17 protein-coding genes and 1 pseudogene are annotated in these 20940 nt (G+C 55.4%); 7 read left to right on the top strand and 11 right to left on the bottom strand.

The genetic code is table 11. The features are described from left to right. A partial coding sequence (locus CE168_RS08160; RefSeq protein ID WP_099571906.1) for a potassium transporter TrkG occupies positions 1–1130 on the bottom strand: 1130 nt, incomplete at its 3' end. Positions 1131–1398: 268 nt separating this feature from the next. On the opposite strand from CE168_RS08160, the gene CE168_RS08155 reads away from it, so the two are divergent. The 3 genes from CE168_RS08155 to CE168_RS08145 all read left to right on the top strand — a co-directional run bounded on the left by CE168_RS08155 (position 1399) and on the right by CE168_RS08145 (position 4809). Further along, positions 1399–2337, top strand: a complete 939-nt coding sequence (locus tag CE168_RS08155; protein WP_039198526.1) for an NAD kinase — start codon at positions 1399–1401, stop codon at positions 2335–2337. Between the two features lie 8 nt (positions 2338–2345). Continuing rightward, positions 2346–4052 carry a DNA repair protein RecN gene (gene recN, locus CE168_RS08150; protein ID WP_039198524.1) on the top strand — a complete coding sequence of 569 codons (1707 nt, stop codon included), beginning with the start codon at positions 2346–2348 and terminating at the stop codon, positions 4050–4052. 97 nt (positions 4053–4149) lie between these two features. Continuing rightward, positions 4150–4809, top strand: a complete 660-nt coding sequence (locus tag CE168_RS08145; RefSeq protein WP_039198523.1) for an HAD family hydrolase — start codon at positions 4150–4152, stop codon at positions 4807–4809. A 95-nt stretch (positions 4810–4904) separates the two neighbouring features. On the opposite strand, the gene CE168_RS08140 is transcribed toward CE168_RS08145, so the two are convergent. From CE168_RS08140 to CE168_RS08130, 3 genes are read right to left on the bottom strand one after another with little or no spacing between them, the layout of a single operon-like run. Next, a complete protein-coding gene (locus tag CE168_RS08140; RefSeq protein WP_099571905.1) occupies positions 4905–5621 on the bottom strand; it encodes an ABC-2 transporter permease in 717 nt (238 codons plus the stop codon). Beyond that, a complete protein-coding gene (locus CE168_RS08135; RefSeq protein WP_180753759.1) occupies positions 5618–6505 on the bottom strand; it encodes an ABC transporter ATP-binding protein in 888 nt (295 codons plus the stop codon). Before CE168_RS08135 ends, CE168_RS08140 begins: the two co-directional genes overlap by 4 nt. Positions 6506–6546: 41 nt before the next feature. Then, complete coding sequence (locus tag CE168_RS08130; RefSeq protein WP_039198517.1) at positions 6547–6924, bottom strand: GntR family transcriptional regulator; 378 nt, start codon at positions 6922–6924, stop codon at positions 6547–6549. A gap of 350 nt (positions 6925–7274) precedes the next feature. Between CE168_RS08130 and CE168_RS08125 the strand changes: the two genes are divergently transcribed. Beyond that, positions 7275–9185, top strand: coding sequence for a histidine-type phosphatase (locus tag CE168_RS08125; RefSeq protein ID WP_420197459.1), 1911 nt, complete (start codon positions 7275–7277; stop codon positions 9183–9185). Between the two features lie 150 nt (positions 9186–9335). Here the strand turns inward: CE168_RS08125 and CE168_RS08120 are convergent, their stop codons facing one another. From CE168_RS08120 to CE168_RS08095, 4 genes and pseudogenes are all read right to left on the bottom strand, one after another. Continuing rightward, positions 9336–9893: a pyridoxamine 5'-phosphate oxidase family protein gene (locus CE168_RS08120; protein ID WP_099571903.1), complete on the bottom strand. Its 558-nt coding sequence runs from the start codon at positions 9891–9893 to the stop codon at positions 9336–9338. Between the two features lie 472 nt (positions 9894–10365). Continuing rightward, positions 10366–10899, bottom strand: coding sequence for a thioredoxin-dependent thiol peroxidase (bcp, locus tag CE168_RS08110; RefSeq protein ID WP_099571902.1), 534 nt, complete (start codon positions 10897–10899; stop codon positions 10366–10368). A 1475-nt stretch (positions 10900–12374) separates the two neighbouring features. Continuing rightward, positions 12375–12557, bottom strand: a pseudogene (locus CE168_RS08100) (redoxin domain-containing protein); the annotation flags it as partial. A 147-nt stretch (positions 12558–12704) separates the two neighbouring features. Beyond that, positions 12705–13589: an SDR family NAD(P)-dependent oxidoreductase gene (locus tag CE168_RS08095; protein ID WP_236824366.1), complete on the bottom strand. Its 885-nt coding sequence runs from the start codon at positions 13587–13589 to the stop codon at positions 12705–12707. Positions 13590–13836: 247 nt separating this feature from the next. Between CE168_RS08095 and CE168_RS08090 the strand changes: the two genes are divergently transcribed. From CE168_RS08090 to CE168_RS08080, 3 genes are all read left to right on the top strand, one after another. Continuing rightward, the gene (locus tag CE168_RS08090) at positions 13837–14535 is read left to right on the top strand and encodes a hypothetical protein (RefSeq protein ID WP_099571899.1); all 699 of its coding nucleotides are present in this window, start codon (positions 13837–13839) and stop codon (positions 14533–14535) included. A gap of 334 nt (positions 14536–14869) precedes the next feature. Next, a complete protein-coding gene (locus tag CE168_RS08085; RefSeq protein ID WP_180753761.1) occupies positions 14870–15442 on the top strand; it encodes a haloacid dehalogenase-like hydrolase in 573 nt (190 codons plus the stop codon). 591 nt (positions 15443–16033) lie between these two features. Further along, on the top strand, positions 16034–16510 hold the full coding sequence (locus CE168_RS08080; protein ID WP_099571898.1) for a hypothetical protein: 477 nt from the start codon (positions 16034–16036) through the stop codon (positions 16508–16510). Positions 16511–17136: 626 nt separating this feature from the next. Here CE168_RS08080 and CE168_RS08070 read toward each other — a convergent pair. From CE168_RS08070 to thrC, 3 genes are all read right to left on the bottom strand, one after another. Continuing rightward, positions 17137–17652 (bottom strand): NAD(P)H-dependent oxidoreductase, encoded by a 516-nt coding sequence (locus CE168_RS08070; protein ID WP_099571897.1) that lies wholly within the window; start codon positions 17650–17652, stop codon positions 17137–17139. Positions 17653–17844: 192 nt separating this feature from the next. Beyond that, positions 17845–19116 carry an MFS transporter gene (locus tag CE168_RS08065; protein ID WP_099571896.1) on the bottom strand — a complete coding sequence of 424 codons (1272 nt, stop codon included), beginning with the start codon at positions 19114–19116 and terminating at the stop codon, positions 17845–17847. Between the two features lie 142 nt (positions 19117–19258). Beyond that, positions 19259–20746: a threonine synthase gene (gene thrC / locus CE168_RS08060; protein WP_099571895.1), complete on the bottom strand. Its 1488-nt coding sequence runs from the start codon at positions 20744–20746 to the stop codon at positions 19259–19261. Positions 20747–20940: the final 194 nt, after the last annotated feature.

Here is a 20940-nt window from a genome sequence, read left to right as displayed (position 1 = left end):
ATGTCGTGGCGTCCGGTGAATGCGGCACGACAAGTCAGCAGAATCACCGCGAACGTGGTGACGCGGATGCCACCTGCGGTCGAGGTGCTGCCACCGCCGATGAACATGACGATGGACAGGAACACTTTGGTTGCGTCGCTGACGCCTGGCATCCACGACAGGTCAAATCCGGAGCTTCGTGGCATGACGGCCGCGACCATGGCGTGCCAGAGGCGCGGCTCGATGCCGTCTCCGGCGAACAGCAGCTTGTTGTTCCATTCCATCAGCAGGAACCACGTGAACGAGGCGATCACAATGCAGAACGTGGTGGTCAGTGTGAGCTTGGTGTGCAGGCTCCAGCGCTTCGGAGGACGGCGCATGCGCCAGGAGCGCATCAGGTTCAACAACACCGGGAAGCCGAGGGTTCCGCAGAAAGCACTGGCCAGGATCGGCAGGCCGACCGCCCAGTTGTTGACATGCAGCCCGGCTCCGTCGGGGGTGAAGCCGGCATTGTTGTACGCCATGACCGCGAAGAACAGCGATTCCCACAATGTGTGGCGCACATTGCCGTGGTTGACTTTGTAGAGGCCGGGGAACAATGCGACGAATGTGATGCCTTCGATGACGAACGCGGTGGTGATGACCACGGTGAGCACGCCTTTGATTTCACCGAGCTTCGTGGTGCCGAGTTCGTTGGCGGTCAGCATGCGTTGCGTGGCCTTGAGATGGTGGTTCACGGCCAATGCGATCAAGGAGGCGAACGTCATGACGCCAAGGCCGCCCATCTGCACGGCGAAGATGAGCACGCCTTGGCCGAAGGTGGTCCAATGCGTGGTGGAGTTGACGATGGAGATGCCGCATGTGGAAATGGCGGATACCGCGGTGAAGAACGCGGTAGTGAACGTGGTGGTTTCGTCTTTCGGTGTGGCGATGGGTGTCATCAGCAACGTAGTGGACAACGTCGCGAGCGTCAGGAAGTAGAAGATGGTCAGGCAGCCCGGATGGTTGACGAGTCGGTGCATGAGGCCGCGTTTGCGCGGCTTGCGGTCTTCCGCCATGGCCTTCTCGAAAGTATCTCCCGAGAACCACCATGCGTAGCCATGCGAGGCCTCACGATTGGAGGAGGACTCGTCAAAGACGAGGTTTGACATGCCGTTCCTCTCTCCTTTTCTTATGATGTGTTGGTCTTCTTTCCTGTGAGCTATTGTAGGCATATGTGCGACTAACAGGCTATTTGACGGCTGACATTCCTGATTCGTGGCTTGCATTGGAGGCGGATTTGGGGTATTTCCGCGGGTTTTGGCATGTTTCCGACGCGCATTGCCGGTTTTCGTTCATTTGTTCGATTACACTGGAGGTCGGTGGCGTCTTCATAGGCGTTTTTCATAGGACGTTTCCTTTGCTGGAAAGGGATTGACGATGTTCGGTACCCGTCATGCGGTGGTGGTGACACATAGTCGCCTGAGAGAGAGCGGAACGGTGGTTGAGGAGGCGGTCGAGCAGCTGACCCAGGCCGGTTTCGAAGTGTCGATCATCGACAATATCGAGGCGCCGGACTTCGGCAGGCAGTCGCCGGTGGTTCCCGAACGAACCGAAATTGTGGTGGTGCTCGGCGGGGATGGCACCATTCTTCGAGCGGCCGAACTGGTGCACTGCACCAGCGTGCCGATTCTTGGCGTGAACTTGGGACATGTCGGTTTTTTGGCGGAATTTGAAAGCTTCCAGATGAGTGAGGCGATCCGCAGGGTTGCCGAGCATGATTATTCCATCGATGAACGCATGATCGCGCATGTTGACGTGTGGCTGCCGGGGGCGAATGAGCCGATTGGCGATTGGGCGTTGAATGACATCACGCTGGAGCGTGCCGACCGTGGCAAAATGGTCGAATTGTCGATTCGCGTGGATGATGTGGAAATGAGCTCCTTCGGCTGCGATGGCGTGATTGTATCGACGCCGACCGGTTCCACTGCGTATGCGTTTTCCGCAGGAGGGCCGATCATGTGGCCGAACGTGAAGGCGTTGCAGTTGGTGCCATTGGCGGCTCATGCCTTGTTCGCCCGTCCGTTGATTATTGGTTCCGGTTCCACGTTCGCCATCGATATTCTCGAGGATTCCACGTCGGACGGCTGGATCTGCTGCGATGGCCGCCGCCAACGCGCATTGCCACGAGGCACGCGCGTCGAAGTGCGCGAATCGAAGAGCACCTTGCGTCTGGCCCGTCTTTCCGGCGTGCCCTTCACGAATCGCTTGGTCACGAAATTCGATCTTCCTGTTGTCGGATGGCGCGAACAGGCACGTAAAACCGGGGAAGTACATCGTGGCCACGTGTCTCCGGAAGATAAAGAAGCGAACGAGTAAAAACACTGATGCTTGAAGAACTTGAGATTCATAATCTTGGGCCGATCCGTTCGGCATTGATCGCACCTGCCGGCGGTATGACGGCGATCACCGGTGAGACGGGTGCCGGCAAATCGATGCTGCTCAGTGCGATCCGGCTGATTTCCGGCGGCCCTTCCGACGGTGGCCGCGTATCGGTTGGAGCGAACGAAGCGTGGGCGCAGGGCGTGTTCGAGGTCGCCTCATCGCCTGCGGCGGTTGCCGCGGCGCACGAGGCGGGTTTCGAACCTGAAGACGGAGAACTGTTCCTGTCTCGCAAGGTGCCTGCCTCCGGTCGTTCCCGCAGCATGCTGTCAGGGCGTAGCGTGCCTCGTTCCGTACTGGGGTCGATCGCAGCGGAGCTGGTGACGATTCATGGTCAGGCAGACCAGCTGCGTATCGCTTCTTCCGTAAGACAACGTGAGTTTTTGGATCGCTATGCCGGCGATGACGTGGCGTTGGCCGCATACGGCAAAGCTTGGAATGCGCTTCGTGCCATGGATGATCGGTTGGAGCGATTGTCGAGCCAGGAGTCGTCCATGCGTCAGCAGGCGGACTACCTGCGCGAGTCCATCGAACGAATCAACCGCATCGATCCGCAGCCGGGGGAGATGGCCGAGTTGCGTGCTCGCCGTGATCGCATTGAGAACGCGGCCGAGATTGCCGAAGGGGTGAACCGTGCGTTGAGTGCGTTGGATGCTTCGCAGGTTGTTGACGATGTTGAATCATCCAGCGCCACCGATCTGATTGATCGCGCGTCGCAGGCGCTTCGTGCCATTCACGTGGACGGCGTGTTTTCGGAATTGGCCGATCGGCTTGATTCCATCAGTACTGATTTGTCTGATGTGGTGTTTACCTTGTCGGGCGAAGTCGACAATGATCTCGGCATGGAAGACTTGGACGCCATCAATGGACGTATCCATGAGCTTGACGAATTGGTTCGTCGTTGGGGGCCGGAACTGTCGGACGTGATCGCGTGGAGGGATCAAGCGGTGTTCGACTTGGAAGACTTGGATGCATCTCCGGAAAAAGTCGGCCAATTGCAGGAGGAACGCGAGAAACTGTTTGGTGAAGCGTTGAAAGCGGCACGTGCGGTAAGCAAAAGACGTACCGCCGCGGCGAAAGAGCTCGCCGCCAAAGTCACCGCGGAACTTGAATCACTGGCCATGAGTGGATCAAAGTTGGAAATCCGCGTATCGGAACGAGAACATTTGGATGCCTCCGGTGCTGACGACATTGATTTTCTGTTCACACCGTTTCCCGGCTCACCGCAAATGCCGATGGGCAAAAGCGCGTCTGGTGGCGAGCTGAGCCGACTCATGCTGGCACTCGAACTCGTCGCCGCTGAAAAACATGTGGTGGCGGGCGGTTCCGTACCTCCCATGACGTTCATTTTCGATGAGGTCGATGCGGGTGTCGGTGGCAAAACCGCGGTGGAACTTGGCGCACGATTGGCGAAACTCGCTCAATCCGCGCAGGTCATAGTCGTCACCCATCTGCCGCAGGTCGCATCCTGGGCCGACGAGCAATATGTTGTCGCGAAAGGCGAAACGAAAGATGGGTCGGTCGAAACCACCATCAAACAGGTGCGTGGCGGCGATCGTGTGCATGAGATCGCACGCATGCTGTCCGGCAGCGAAAGCGAAGCCTCGCTGGAACATGCCGAAGAACTGCTCAAATCATCGGTTCTCGATTAACGTAGGACGCACAATAATAAAGGACCCCGTGAAACAGGAATCGACCATCAAAAACTGCGTGAGCAGTTTTGAATAAGAATCGAAAGGCAGGATATCGATGGCAAGCAACCAAGGCAAAGGCGCCATTTTCGATCTTGACGGCACGCTACTTGATTCCATGGGCGTATGGGATCAGGTTGACATCGATTTTCTTTCAAAACGAGGCATTGACGTGCCGGACGATTACATGACGAAAGTTGCAGCCATGCAATTCCGTCAGATCGCCGAATATACGATCGCGCGTTTTGATCTATCCGACACTCCCGAAGAGCTGATGGACGAGTGGGATCATATGGCTCGCGTCATGTATTCCACAGTGGTCGAAGCCAAGCCATATGCGCGCGAATATCTCGCTCAATTGAAGGGGAGCGGAGCGAAACTTGCCGTTGCCACATCGCTGCCGCCGATGATGAGAGAGCCGGCGATGAAGCATGTTGGTATTTTCGACTACTTCGATGAAGTGGTCAGCGTCGATGATGCCGGCGATGTCGGCAAAGACCGGCCGGACGTGTATCTGTTGGCTGCATCTCGTCTCGGAGTCGAGCCGGGGGAGTGCACCGTGTTCGAGGATTTGCTGGTCGGCATGCGTTCCGCCAAGTCGGTTGGCATGAAGGTATGGGCCATGCACGACGATTCGTCCGATGCCGATTGGCCGGCGATTTGCGGTCTGGCAGATGGTGTCATGTTCGACTTCCACGACGCGCCTGCCGTATTGTAGGAACCGGCGTCGTACGGGGATATATGCATTTGGGGCTTTCCGTTGATTCGGAAGACCCCAAATACGTTCCATAAGAGTCTACCGGCTGGCTCGGTTCAGATGTCCTTGCTGCCGTAAATATGCAGCGATATCTTGCGGGAGAACGCCAAGGCGAGTACGTCGATGATCAAGAATGCCGCTAACGCAATGGCTTGGTGCCGGCTGATCGCCTCGGCCAGCTGTTCGACGGTCTTTTCGAGTTTCGGCAATGCCTTGCACAGTCCGATGACTGTGCCCCCGATCACGCCGATGCTCAGAATAATGGCGGCCATGGCGCGATAAGGGGAGAACCGGTACAGGAACGGCTGCACGATGGCGTTGAGCAGCACGAGGGTTAGCACGGTCATCGCGGCGAAGCCGATCGCATCCGTCACTTTAACTGGCTCGTGCATGATGATGCCGGCGCAGGCGATGCTGACGGCCACTTCCAATCCTGCCACCAGATCGCAGACGATAAGGAATGCGAATCGTCCGAGGATCTGGTGGTTGCGGTTGATGGGCACGATGCCGTTCATCCAATGATGGTTGTTCATTTGTTCATAGGAGAACAGGGTGATATTAAGCATCAGGAAGCCGGAGGCCGCCCCGCCGATGGCGGCTCCCGCAACGCTGTCGAGAGTGGACCCTGTGGCCGCCATCAAGCATGTGAAACCTGGAACGTACGCGAAGAAGATGGCTATGTACGACCGCCCGTAGCTGATGGTGCGGTTCCAGTCCAAGGAAATCTGCCTAAGGATGGCGGTCATGGCGTCCGCGTTCGCTGTCGTGTTCATCGTACGTCTCCTTCGTTGGTATTGCCGATTGCCGTATGTGCCGCGGCGTTGGTCAGTCTGATCACATCTTCAATCGAAGCATGCTGTGTCAGGAGACCGTCGGTGCCGCCGATGTGTGGGATGTCCTGCGTGCGGACCAACGCGTCGAAGCCGGTTGCGTATGTGCGGATGCCGACCATTGCCCGCCGCAGACCATCAGTAAGCTCATCCGGACCGCCCTTGACCAGACGGAACGCGTCTTCGAACTCGTCTTTCGGCCCGCTGTAATACAGCATGCCGTTCGTTATATACGCGAGGAAATCCGCGCAACGCTCCAAATCGGCGGTGATATGCGTGGAGAAGATTACGCTGTGTCCGCCATCCGCAACATAATCGGACAGGATGTCCATGAGCTCGTCGCGGGACAGTACGTCCAGACCGCTGGTCGGCTCGTCGAGAATCAGCAGTTTCGCATCGTGGCTCAACGCCACGGCGAGCATGAGCTTCATCTGCATGCCGCGCGACAGATCCTTGATCTTCTTGTTCCGTCCGAGTCCGAACCGTCTGAGGTATGCGTCGAACAGATTGTGGTCCCACAGCGGGTACATTGGGCTGCTTGTCCGTTCCACCGCGTCGACCGTCATGTATTCGATGAAATAGCTGCTGTCGAGCACTACGCCCAGCTGCTCTTTGGCCCGCTCCTCATCGGCCATCGCGTCAAGGCCGAGCACTTCGATTCGTCCCGCGTCTCGCGTGGTCATATTGAGGATCAGTTTGATCAACGTGGATTTGCCGGCTCCGTTCGGACCGACCAGACCCATGATGTAGCCGGACGGCAGGTCGAAGGTCACGTCATCCAATGTGAAGCCGGAATCATAATGCTTCGTCAATCCGGTTACGCTCAAGGCCTAGGTTGGCCGTGTTCCTTGGGGGAGTGAGGAATCGTTCATGATTGTTCCCTGTACGCTTTCTCGAACATGCCAAGCAGATCAAGCAGGTTGATGTCGGCGGCTTTGGCCTCGATGGAAACTTCACGGAGCTTGTCCATGATGCGTTCACGCGCACGTTCCTTCATGAGTTCGTTGCCTCGTTCCATCACGAATGTGCCTTTGCCCTGTACATTCTCCACGAGCCCCTCGTCGGCCAGTTCGTTATACGCTCTGGTCACGGTGAGCACGCTGACGCGCAGTTCCTTGGCGAGCTTGCGCAGTGAGGGAAGCGCCTCGCCTGCCGTAAGCTCGCCCGACATGATCACGGACCTGATTTGGCTCTTGATCTGTTCGTAAATCGGTTCTCCGGACACGGATGAGATGATCAGCTTCAATCTGTGCCTCTTTTTCTGTATATTCCGTAGGTGATATATCTCCCAGCTGAACAGTTAGATGCAAACTGTTCAGCTGTTATATATAACAGTAACACAGAAAACCCGTACTGTTATTGCGTGTCGCATAACAGTACGGGTTTTGTCGGAATATAAGGGAATCCGCCGCTCCATGAACGTCTCTTGCGGTCGGCGATTGACGGAAGCGACATTTATTTGCGTTCGCGGATTGTTTGTTGATCGTTCACGTTTAAGGCGTTGCGTGTTCGCCTTCCAAGCCTATTTTGTCGCCCGGGCTGGCTTGTCTGACAGCTTCAATGTGGCAAAGCAGAAGAGGTAGAAGAATGAGGATAATGGCGAAAAACCATACGGCAACAAAGGGACAGCGGCAGGTAGGAGCCTGGCGCAAACGCGGTACCAAATCGGTGGGCGGTGGCATGCTCGCGTTGACAAGCGCTGTAGTGGCAGCGGCCATGCTCGCAACGCCAGCGGCTTTGGCTGGGGAAGGAACCGCCCGGTATTACAGCAGCAAGCAGCCGTATGTTGCACCGGCGAGCACATCATATTCAGCAATTCCGAACAGATACCATCTTGCATACACCGAGTCTGTGGCAAGGCATGGCTCGCGTGGCCTGTCGAGCTACAAGTATGACGCTTTGCTGGCGCTGATGGCTCAGTCCGCTGCGGAAAACAATTATGCTGGATTCGTTAGCCCAGAGGTTGGCAAGGAATTCATCAACAATGTCAATGCCATTACCGCGGCCAACGTAGGCAACGGGTATGGCATGCTCTCTGGTCAGGGCGCCATACAGCATCAGGGCATTGGTGAGAGAATATACCAGCGTGATGCTGATCTGTTCGCCAATGCCGCAAATCAGGGACTGCGCGTCTCATACCAGAGCTCGGGTGAGCCTCGTGCAACCGAATCCGGAGAGAATTTCAAACTAGGATTCGATCAGGCTTCCAACGGTTTGCTGGCGAATGCGGTTGTAGCACCGAATAATCCTGCGGATAACAATTCCGGCAAGGATTTCGACAAGAACACCACCACGTTGTATTTCCATAAGACCGATAATCCGGATGGTACGCAGAAAACGGGCGAGGCCAAGGAGCGCGCGGAACGTTACCAGCAGTTCGTCGCGAATGATGAGGGCATCGCCAAAGCTGAGGAAAACGTGACGAACGATCCATCCATGACCACCGCTTCGCATGATCTGCTCTCTCAAATCTTCACTGACGATTTCCTCGCGTCCATCGGCAAGGAGGAAGGCCAGCGCATCTGGTACAACACGGCTGACGGCACGAAGAAGGGCGCGGCCAATTGCGCTGCCGGCGCCGACCCTGCCAAGGATGCGAACGCGTGCGGTGACGCCAAGAAGAAGATCGCGTCGGAACAGGACGCGGCAATGGATTTGTACAATCTGTACATCATCGCGGCCGATATGGAACAGGAGAACACCGGATCCCACACGTTCAATTTCGACCAGTACTTCCAAGGTCAGCACGCCCAGGATGCGAAGACGTTTGCTTGGTCGCTTGATGCCGAGGACTTCTACGAGAAGGGACCGGGGCGCGCAGGTCAGGATGAGACCTACCGCATCGCCCAGCCGTTGCTCGACGATTTCTTCAATGCGATCGACACGAGGGAGCGGGCCGGCACCGCCGCGACGTTCCGATTCGCACATGCCGAAACCATTATTCCGTTTGCGGCATTGCTGAAGCTGCCTGGATCGCAGCAGCAGGCGAGTGAACTGTACACGTATGAGAACAATCCGTGGCGTGGCGAAAGTGTGACGCCGATGGCTGCGAATGTGCAGTGGGATGTGGTTGTGCGTGATGGTACGGACGCTTCGGGGCAGCCGTATCAGCCGTTGGTCAGAATGCTGTACAACGAGACGGAAATCGGATTCAACGATTCCTGCACGCCAATTGCGGATGGTTCGACCTGGTATAAGGAAAGCGAGCTGAAAAGCTGTCTGAATGGTAAGGGAACCACGGTTGATGCCCGACTGACGGATGAGGAAGATCAGCCTGAAACGCCAGGCCATGAATCGACACCAGATGATTCGCAGAAGGCTCCGGGTGCGAATCATGCGAACGGCCAGCGGGAGCATCCGGTGAAATCGTCCGCGAACGGCGGCGATGCAGTCAAGCTCGCCAAAACCGGTTCGAACGTGACGCCCGCCATCGTGGCGACCGTCGTGATGGTGTCCTCCGCGATACTTGGAGGAAGCTACGCGCGGCGTTCCCGCCGGAAGGCTTGATTTAAAACCTTATCTCGACCGGGTTACGGCCTGACTTGCAACTTGGCCGCAGCCGGACTTCGGTCTAGCGTTTTACATCTGATGCGCTGTTCCCAATTCCCATCCTCGGGCTTGGAAGCAGCGCATCATTGCGTCAGGTGAGGTATGAGGTCAGTGCGTATGCAGCTGGGGCTTTTCGCGCACTTTGGCGGTGAAGTAGTCCGCTTCCACCTTCCATACGGTGACGGCGCATACCTGCTGGTCGGTGAACTCCACATGCTCCATACCGGCCTGCTGTCTCATCAGCAGTGCGAGCCCCTGGCGCGCCTCGTCAAGATCGTCGATGATGGACGCAGTACCATTGCCGACGATCGACTTGAACGCCTCGCCCCAATTGCACAGCGTGCGCCCCTCGACCACCTCGCAGTCAGTCGCCATTTCGAATGCTACAGGAAGCGCGTTGCCCGCGGCCTTGACCGCGTCCATCTTGCGCCCGGTCGCAGAACCATGGAAATACAAGGTGAGATGATTGGATTCCGTGTCGAATACGTATCCAAAATTCAACGGCACGATGGTGATGCCCTCCGCATCGGTGTATGCAATATTCACGATCTTGCACGTTGCGATAATCGCATCAATCTGCTGTGGTTCGGTTACCTCACGGTCGGCACGCCTCATCATGCGATGCCTTCCCGCAACCGTCCGCTCATCATTACGACGCGTCACCATGGCACGTTCCTCTCTGCTGGATTTACACACCCAGCCTACCGGCTCCCTCGGCCGATGCTGTACACGCCGGAACCATCATCCCACCAAGCATGATCCACCGGCTCCGGCTGCGCAAGACGCTTCGGCCCTTCAGCATTTCAATCGCCTTCAACTCCAAACGTTCACGCTCCTCAGCCAACGCATCGCCAACACGATCAAGCAAACCGCACACGCGAGCCGTGGACTGACATGTCGGAAGACGATGATTTATTGTTGGAAGTCTGAGTCTCATCGCGCTTCTCCTCTTCTCTTACGAGGCCGTGCCCCGCGCCGTTACGAGACCTTCGAAAGGCTTGTCGAAGAGACCATATTCGAAGACATCGGCACACTGCACGACCGCTATCAGGAATTCGGCATCTACCCGCTACTGACGCTGCTTGCGTCATTCGCATGAAAAAGCTGATCTATAAACAAAGCGGCATCGCATTCCAAACTAGAAAACGGAACCATCAAGCTTGTCGAGCGCCCGCAGCAAAGAATCAACATGACCCTTCGCGCGCACGTTGTACCGAGCGATACGAATCACTCCATCACCATCGATCACGAAAGTCGAACGAATTACACCCTCATAGACCTTGCCGTACAATTTCTTCTCACCATACGCACCATACAAACGATGCACAGTCAAATCAGCATCCGACAACAAAGGAAACGTCAAATGATCGCGCTCGCGGAACCGGACGAGCTTGTCCAGCGGATCCTTTGATATGCCGAGCACAGTGAATCCGCGGGAGCGCAGGCGTGCGAGGTTGTCGCGGAAGTCGCAGGCCTCAGTAGTGCAGCCAGGAGTCATCGCGGCAGGGTAGAAGTATAGGATGATATTCTGGCCGCGCAATGCGGAGAGCGCGATGCTATCGCCGTTGTCGCTGGGAAGTGTGAAGTCCGGGGCCGTCTGCCCCGCTTCGAGTCGTGCAGATGTACGGGAGTCCTGCGCTGCTGGGGTTGCTGGCGAATTGATGTCGGACATGATTGCTCCTTACCGTTCTTCGGACTTCGTGCCGATACAAAGCGCGAATAGGTGTCATCATACCCGCCTTACGTGCGCGCGGCTTGCTTGACTCGTTGCGCGACGATCTATTTTTCTCGTTCCAAAGCAAGCGCGGTATCGAATATTTCGATGTGAGCGGAACGGTTTTGTTTGTGCATGGGCTATTATTGGGATGACAAGTTTTGTGCCATTCCCCAAACCGGCTTGCCGTCGGTCGGGGCGGCGGAAGGCTTGCGAGAGGTCACTGCCGGATACCTCCGCCACGTCGGAGACGTGGAAACCGTAAGGGAGGCGTAGCATACCACCCGTGCGAAACCGTTGGAAAGCGGAAGGGTGAGCGAAACGTCCCGCGAGAGCGTGGCGAACCGCCCAAGCAGTGGGCGTCAGACCCGTCAAGGGAACAGATCCGAAAAGATCTGTTCCCTTCTTTTTATTCGGAGGGCAATGATGGCTGACCACAGCAAAGAGAAGGCGGAGTGGCTTCGGAAAGTAAGGGACGAAATCCGTCCCGCATATGCCCGGTTGTTTTCCTCGGGACGGTTGATTCTTCAATGTGATGACGGTAGCGAAGTTGCCATCAGGTTTACTAAAGGCGTTTTGCCCATCTATGTGGGTTTGAATACTACATGGACTTCCATAAGGGACGTCGTGCCCGGCAATCGGATTTCTATGACGACATCATACGAAGGAATTTTACGGCGAAGCGCGTGGACTACACCCATAGACATAGCGACAGGAACACGTCATACGAAAAGCGGCGGAGTCATGCAAAATCAAAACTGGATATAGCAGGTGAGGCCTTCAACCATGTGGCGAGTGCTGCCTATGTGGTGGAATCTGCGAAAAGTGGCTTGATTTTATTTGCTGGTGATGAGCGGTGGGCGTTGGGCTTGTCGGAACAGGTGAACAAGAAAGATGAGCGGACGGGTGATTACATTCCTGCATCTCTTGTGAATGAGAGTGTTCTTTCCGAGAGCATCCACAGGCGGGGTACGCGTGTGAGAAGCGTCGTATCAGCAAGATGGGAGTGATTCCGGAAACCGTTTGCTTGGTCTGTAGTCGTAGGCTTCGGCAACATAGCAGTGATTGTTGTTGCAGGATAAGAACAGGATGATGTTCCGGTTGCGGATGACAGCTCGTATCATTCTTCGGGTTTTCTCGATGTGTAGGTTTTGTGATTGCGGCCAAGTGGGCGTTCTCTTGGCCGCAATCATGGTTGGAAAGAGGTTGAGCGATGACTTGTGGCATAGCTGAGATGCCTCCGTACAAGTCCGCGAATCTGCCATGCATAAGCGAGATGAGGACAATGCACATCGAGGTGATGATGTTTTGTCTTTGCCGACGTGCTGGGCATCCCTGTCGAAAACGTCGCAGTAAACGAGTTCGGCGGCCTTGGCGGCGCGATGTGCTCCGCCGTGGGAACCGGCTTGTACAAGGATTCCCAAGAAGCGTTCGTGATTGCTGTAGCGAGGATGGATTCGGGCCACACGAATCACTCCATCACCATCGATCACGAAAGTCGAACGAATTACACCCTCATAGACCTTGCCGTATAATTTCTTCTCACCATACGCACCATACAAACGATGCACAGTCAGATCGGCATCCGACAACAACGGAAACGTCAAATGCTGTCGGGCTACTGGCGAATTGATGCCGACGTGATTGCTTCTTACGGTTCTTCGGACTTCGTGCCGATATAAAGCGCGAATAGGCGTCTGTTGAGGTCGGTCGGAGGGCTGTGAGCCACGGCCGGCCTCAACGTGCTAGATGGTTGTTAGAGGTTAGAAGACGCTGTAGCCGCCATCTACGCGAATATCAGTGCCAGTAACGTACGAGGACGCGTCGCTGGCGAGGAAGAGTACCGTGCTGGCAATCTCGTCATTCGTGCCGAAACGGTGCATTGGCACGACTTCGAGCATGGCGTCGTGGCCAGGCATGTCGATACGGCCATTGAAAATTCCAGACCACACGTATCCGGGGGAGATGGTGTTGGAACGGATGCCGTCCTTGGCGAGCGCTGCGGCAAGGTAACGTGAGTGTTCCATGATGGCCGCTTTGGTGGCGCCATACGCGTTCACCGGCGTCGGACTTCCCATCATATAGTTCGCGTTATGTCCGGACAGGGAGGCTGTGAAGATCAGTGAGCCGCCATGACCGTGTTCGCGCATGATTTCATGTGCGATGCGGCCGGTACGGTAGGTGCCGTTGAGGTTGATGTTGATGGTGCGCGTCCATACTTCTTCGGTGGCGTCTTGGTCATCTCCCGGTACGTTGACTCCGGCGTTGAGGAACGCGAAGTCGACGGTGCCCAGCTGTTCCACCAATTGCGTTTTGAGTTCCGCGACTTGTACCGTATCGGTGACGTCGCAGGTGAGCGCGATGACGTTGGTGCCGAAACGTTCGCGCATGTCTTTCGCCAGTTCGGTGAGCTTGTCTTCTTGGCTGGGCAGGTCGACTAGTGCGACGTCTGCTCCGGCTTGGGCGAGTGCGGCTGCGGCGTTGCGTCCTAGACCGCCTGCGGCTCCGGTGACGAAGCCTTTGCGGCCGCGCATTGAGAATTTATCGAGTATCGAGTAGTTTGAATCCTTCCATTTGTCGAGGGGATAACGTTCGTCGAAGATTTGTTCGACGGTTTTCTCTGGAATCTTTGATGATTCGTCTGCCATGTTTCGCTCCTTTGCGTGATGGTGACCGCTTTTTTGGATGCGTCCGCGCATCATGTTTTGCGCATCTATGGACCATGTTTGCGGTTGCCTATGCTCGTGCCTGCGGTCGTTCGGCGTTCGTGCCGAACCAATTCGAGTGTAGCAAATAAAACGATGGCGATGCTGTCAGTATTTGTCAGGTAAAACGTAGTGAGGAAGCCGTAGAGTCAAGACCAGAAGATGGTTGGCGATCAAAAGGGGGGTGGTGATGGCGGATTTGAAAATGTTTTCCAAACCTGTGGTGTTCACGGATTTCGATGGGGTGCTCAACGCATTCCCGGATGACAAGCTTCTGCGCAGGGGCGGCGTGAACAAGGTCATGACCTGGGCGAAGCCCGACAGTCCCTACGTGAAAATGTATGATCCGGAAAAAGCGTTCCACTTGGACGGCAACGAAAAAGCCCACACGCCCGTAGGATCATGGCGTATTCATTGGTCCAGCGAACTGTCCGACGCGATGTATGCGTTGGCGGTCGACGGTATCGTGGAATTGTGGTGGCTGTCCACCTGGCAGCCGTACTGCAATCAGATCCTCGACCTGATGCTCGGCTGGGATCCCATGCTGGTCGATGTCGTCACCTGGTATGATCCCGTCACCAAATGGGGACGTGAGACGGGCAAATGGCAGACCATCCAACGACGCGTACGCATCGAATGCGAAGAGAATGAACCCGCGCCGATCGTATGGATCGACGATGATGAATGCTTCGAACAGCGCGCGCAGCTCTTGGAGGAACTCCAGCCGAAAGCGCCGGTGCTTATGGTTCGCCCGGACTATCGTATCGGCATCAGCCGTCGTCAATGGAAGCTGATCGATACGTTCGTGCACCATCCCGAACAGTTCGACACGGTCACGTTCGACATGGAACCAACCTGCAGGATATACGACATCCACCACGGTTTCTAGCCTAAATGAATTACCATGGGAGGATAGTCGAGCGGAACGAGATGAGGATCTGGAATTCGCCAAGCTCATCGACACGAAGGCCCAGCCGTTGTTCGATGAGGAGTATCAGTAGCGCGAACGGCTTCTATGGGGCGAGTAACGGTCCGACTATGTTGCCGTGGTTTCTCCTTCCGAACGTGACATGAACCGAATGTGCATTGAGATGTGCAATTCATGCACATTGCGGTCGCCGGCCGTTCACCTTCATGTAAGAAGGAATCAGCCTTCGGGCTTTAGCATGAGTTGCAATGGCGCGTATTGGATGCGCGCGTACGAGGAAGTGAGAGCTGCTTACATGCGTGTGTTCGATTTCGACGGAACCATCTATGACGGAGAAAGCCTGTTCGACCTGTACCTGTTTTCGGCCAAATACAATCCGAAGGTATTGCGGTACATCGCCCCGGTACTGCGGTACGCCATCAAATACAAGCTCGGACGAGTCACGCTCGACCAAATGGAATACGGTGTGGGCAAACTATGCCACGGATATTTAAGCGAACTTGCCGAATCGTTGGAATTCGAAGAATTGGTCAACACCTTCTGGGATCAGAACATGAAGCGCATCAAACCCTGGTATGAGCCACGCGAAGACGATGTGATCCTCACCGCCTCGTTCGACATCACCGTGGGCGAGGCCTGCCGCAGGCTTGGCGTGCAACATTTGGTCTCGTCCACCATCGACGGCAACACGTTGAACGTAAACTACCTCAACTTCAACACCAACAAGCCCAAACGATTCTGCGAACTCTACGGAGACAACGTTCGAGTGGACGAATTCTACACAGACAGCCGATTCGACCAGCCCATGATCGACATGGCCCGACGTGCCTACATGGTTAAAGGCAACAAAATCCACCAAGTCAAATAGCCGGAAAGGCTGGAACGGAATACGGCGGCATGGGCTGATTCTTGCGTGTCCTTCAGTGGGGATGCCTTGCGTGGGCCAAGATGGGCGCCGGTTGTTCGGATTGCCGCATATAGGGAAAATGCAATCGAATGCAAAAACTAGGGCGACACGCGCTTGTAGGGGATTGATCCCGCGGAAGAAAAGTGGGATGATTGCTCGCAAAACAAAAGGGCAGGGCACGAAGCCATTCAGGATTCCATCGAATGTGGGCCGGAGCTTTTTCCCTTCAAGACCAAAGGCATTCTGCTTGTCTCGTCGAGATACGAAAACCTCGATAGGGACCGGGTGCGCATACATTTCGACAGCAGGAACATCGAAGGAATCCTCGATGGCGGGCACAATACCCTCGTCATCGGACTGCTGATCCTGAAGCGTGCCTTGGACTTCACCGGAGGGAAACTGCCTCGCGGCCAAAAGACATGAGGCATATTCAAGGCTTTCTGGACGCAATACCGGTCCAATATCGACGAATATCAGAAAGCCGTCCGCAAAGACGAAGATGGGATTGCGCCCGAAACGACAGCCGAAGGAGACCTATCCTTTTATGTTCCAATGGAACTCATCGTCCCGACTGATCCGGACGACAGGATGTGCGTGACGGAATTCCGCAACAATCTATTGGAAATCTGCGAAGCGAGAAACAACAACGCACAGCTGACCACAGGAACAAAAGCCAACCAAAAAGGATACTTCGACACACTCTCACAACAACTACGCCTCCAAAACAAACAAATCGCCGACCGAGTGGAATGGAAAAGCAACGACGGAGGAGACGCACCCATACAGAACCTAATAGCACTCACATGGATCCCACTCACCCTAATCCCGCCAGTCTCCGACGCAAACACCCTACAATGGAAAACAAGCCCACAAAACTTCGTCGAACAACACTTCGACGAAATCATGCGCCAATACTACATGAACCTGACAGCATGCCAATACGATCCACAAAAAGTCGGCAAAATGCCAAGCAGTTACAGCACGGCCCGCAACGCATACAAAATGGCGCTCGCAGGTATTGGCGGGTAAAGCCTTGTGGATTATGAAGGGGGTAAATATGGAATGCTGCATGAGCCGAAGCAAGGTGTCTACATGCTGAAGGTGAAAGAAGTATCCGGTATGAAGACCACCCGCCGCGAGAGCGGGCAATATGCAAGAAAAGGACGTTAACACGCGCGACGAATATGATTTTAGCGACGCGAAGGCGAACCCCTATGCCGTTGCGGCCCGCAGGCCGGTGACCATGAACCTCGCGGGGTAAGCGATCGAATACTTCAAAGACATGTCCAAGGAGACTGGCATTCCATATCAGAACCTCATCAATCCGTATCTGGTGCAATGCGCCCGGGAACATAAGAAGCTCGAATTCGTCTGAGCGAGGCCGTTCGCCGACGTCGGACCGACCGAACCGCGGATCGTCCCCCGCGATCTGGCACTGGCGTTCGGATCCGGTCGAACTTGCCCCTTCAGTCCGTTTTGCCGCCGTACAGCAGTCCGCCAGCTCAGCCGCCCACGCACATGTAGACCAGCCATCTGGGCAGGGGATAATAGGAACCCGTCGAACCCGTCTTCCACCCAGCCACGCTCCTCGAGCGAGTACGGAAAGAAACTCGTACCGTGAGATGTTGGAGACACGGTACGAGTTACAACCGTTTTCAGCGCCCAGTTAGGAAGGTGGGATATCGGGCAATGATTTCATCGAGCTGCTCTTCAGTGGACGTGGCCGCACCATGCACGAGGAACGGTTCACGATAGGAGGCGTGTACATAACGAGACATGGCCTCATACGGCGACAGCAACTCTTCCATAGTTCTCGCCTGACTACCATCATGCGTATAGCATTCAGCCGGCGCGCCAGTGGAAACAGCCACCATGATCTCCTTGCCCTCCAACGCATAATCACCATAAGCCCAGCCGATATTCAACACGTCATCCTCCCACTGCTTAAGCAGTGCCGGAGCCGAATACCAGTAAAACGGGAACTGCAACACAATGCGGTCATGCTCCTGCAGCAACGCATGCTCACGTTCCACATCAATTTTGAAATCCGGATAGGCGGCATACTCATCCACCACAGTCACGCCATCGACCTTTTCGGCCACATCCATCAGCTTACGATTAACGTGGGAATCCTCCACATGCGGATGAAACACCAACACCAACGTCTTCATAAGTCGCCTCCTGACAACGGCCGTTCTACGTTACCCGCCATAGTAACCCCAATCGCAATCACAAATACGAAACACAACCGTTCAGCCCACGGCTCAAAAACGCAAGTAAACTCCCACTCACTTCCGTAATCCGAAATCCGGCAACGAAGTTTCGAACAAGCAAGTCAGAAACTTCACACCATCATCCAACAACTACCGCGAAACACGTCTCACACACAACCAATAAATCAACCAAGCAACAGGAACCGTCAACATAAACACCGGATAAAACCACACAACCGGCAAACGCCCATACACCAAACCACCCACAAACGGACCAACCGACATACCCAAATCAATACCCGCATAATACGTACTATTCGCAATACCACTGCGCTCGCGGCCGGCGATCACTACGGCCTGCGCCTGCGTGACTGAACTCATCAAGCCATATCCGACGGCGGTGAAAAACGCAGCCAACAACAGCATCCAATCGTTGAACAGGAACGTCATACACGCGAGCATCGCCAGCATGCCCAATGAGCAGAGCGTAAGCCAAGAACGGAAGCCCTTACTGTCGAATAGGTCACGCAACACCAGCCTCAACACCAATAACGTGACCGCATAGAACATGAAAAACAGGTCGGCCGACACCGGCAGATGACGTGCCTCGACATAGTTCATTATGAATGATTGGTTCGCGAAATACGCTATGGCGAACATCATGAACGTCAACGACAACGGCACCACGCGTGGTTCCAAAATCGAACGGATCGAAAGATGATGTTTTTTGGTTGCGCCAGCAGAACCGTCAATGTCTACGGCAAGGGAGGGATTCTCCGTTGTGGAAGGCTGCTTTTTGCGTACCGGCTGTCCGCCATTCTTCACCATTAACGTGGCAATCAGCATGATCACCGCCAATATCAGCGAACTTAAAAACGTCAGTCGGTAGCCGATGTACTTCTGCGCGCGAATACCCAATGCCGGGCCGACCGCCATGGCTAGCGCGTTCATTGTGCCGTACAACCCCATGCCGGCACCCATATGGCGAATCGGCAGCAGAAGCGACATCCACGTGGCCAAGCAGACCGAACAGCATGCGAAACCGACACCGTTGATCACACGCGCCATGATGAGCATGATGGGGGAGTTCGCGAAATAGTACAGCAGTCCCGCGGTGAAATAAAGCACTGTGCCGGCCGTTACAAGCGTACGTTTGCTGGTTCTGTCGGAAAGATTGCCTGCGATCGGGCGGCAGAACAATGAGGTGAAACTCATCGACCCTGCCACCACCCCCATCAACATACCGGACGCGCCTAACGATTCCGCATATCCGGCGACAATCGGATTGGCAAGCATATTGCTCGACATGAAACAGAAGGTCGCGAGCATGACCAACGCCATGTCACGGGTGATGAGACGATCATGCTTACGTTGTAGCTGCTTCGGCTTGTTTGATTGTTGTGCCGGTTGTTCCTGCTGCATTGATTCAGATGCGGATGTCGTCGGTAATGTCATGCTCGTTCGCCTCCGAACATGCAACTGTAGCAGTCTTGACGAAAAACGGCCGTCCACATATTGCGGACGGCCGATAATGACGAACTAACGGTTCGAAGACATGCTTCGTTTACAGGGTTTTGGCGGCCTGCTCGACGAAGTCTTCCATACCGTCGATGTCAACGAAATGGTCGAAACGCACGTTGGCGGTTTCCAATCCGCGCAATGCGGCTGGGGCAGTGGTGCCGGTCGCTTCGGCAAGCACGTCCATGCATTCAAAATCCGTACCGGAAGCGTCCAATCCCAAGGACTCGTTGACCACACGCGGGAACTTGTACGGGCTGGCGGTGCTCAACAGCACGCGCGGCGTCAGCGGATCGCGAGGCATCTGCTGCATTACGTAATAGCCGCACGCGGTGTGCGGGTCGATCACGTAATGGTTCTTGTTCCAGCAATCCGCGATCATCTCACGCACCTGATCCTCATCGGCCCAGCCAGTGCCGAACAGGGAACGGATCTTAGCCAGCATCGGTTCGGGAACCTCATAGGCGCCCCACTGGTTCAGATCGTTCATCAGCATGGCGATCAGACGAGTGTCCTTGTCGGACATGTAATACAGCATGCGCTCCAGATTCGAGGAAATGAGAATATCCATCGACGGGGAAATCGTCTGATAGAACGGACGCTGACGGTTATACGTGCCGGAAGTCAGGAAATCGAACAGCACATTGTTCTTATCGGACGCAACAACCAGATGCTTGACCGGCAGGCCCAGCAACTTCGCATAATATCCGGCGAGAATATCACCGAAATTACCGGTCGGCACCACGAACTCGACCTCATCGCCAACATTGATGACCTGCTGTTCGAGTAGCTGCGCGTAAGCGGAGAAATAGTAGACGACCTGCGGCACCAAACGCCCCACATTAATCGAATTTGCGGAAGACAGTACCACATGCGAGTCGGACGCCAAGCGGTTGGCAAGCTCGCGGTCGCCGAAAATGCGCTTGACCGCGGATTGTGCGTCATCGAAATTGCCCTTGACCGCGCACACGTTCACATTCGAACCGGCCTGCGTGCTCATCTGCAGTTCCTGCACTTGGCTGACCTTGCCTTCCGGATAGAACACGGTGATGCCCGTGCCCTCGGCATCCGCGAAACCAGCGAGTGCTGCCTTGCCGGTGTCTCCGGAAGTGGCGGTCACGATCATGATTTTCTCGTTGTCGTCGCCATCGGTCGGGGTGGTGCGTGCCATGAAACGCGGCAGGATTTGCAATGCGACGTCCTTGAATGCGGAGGTCGGACCGTTGAATAGTTCCATCACGTAGTCATCGCCGAGCGGCTTGACCGGGGTGATCTTTTCGTCGGACCACTGCGCACCGTATGCCTCGCTGATGCATGCTTTGAGTTCAGTTTCGGTGAAGTCGGGCAGCAACACGCTCAGCACGTCGAATGCGATCTGCTGGTAGGACTTGCCTGCGAGGGATGCGATGTCCACGTGGGTTTCGCCCAGTGAGTCGGTTACGAACAGGCCTCCATCGTCGGCGATGCCTTTGCGGATGGCCTGCTTGGAGGTGAGCGAATCGGTGGTGCTGCGGGTGCTGTGGAACGTGGTCACTGGATTTCCTTAGCAATAGAACGGGCAATAACGTCAAACAGTATTAAGTGTAGCGTTATGGGCGGGAAGAAACATGCTTGGCGTCCGTGGAATGGGACGACATGCGATTTGCAAATAGGCGATTGTTTCCTTCTTGTTTCGTGATTGCTGCCATGTTTCGAAACGCCCTGTTCTCCCATACGATTTATGCACGT

This window comes from Bifidobacterium sp. N5G01, from assembly GCF_002742425.1.
GTDB classification, from domain to species: domain Bacteria; phylum Actinomycetota; class Actinomycetes; order Actinomycetales; family Bifidobacteriaceae; genus Bifidobacterium; species Bifidobacterium hominis.
This window is presented reverse-complemented; position numbering and strand designations above follow the sequence as displayed.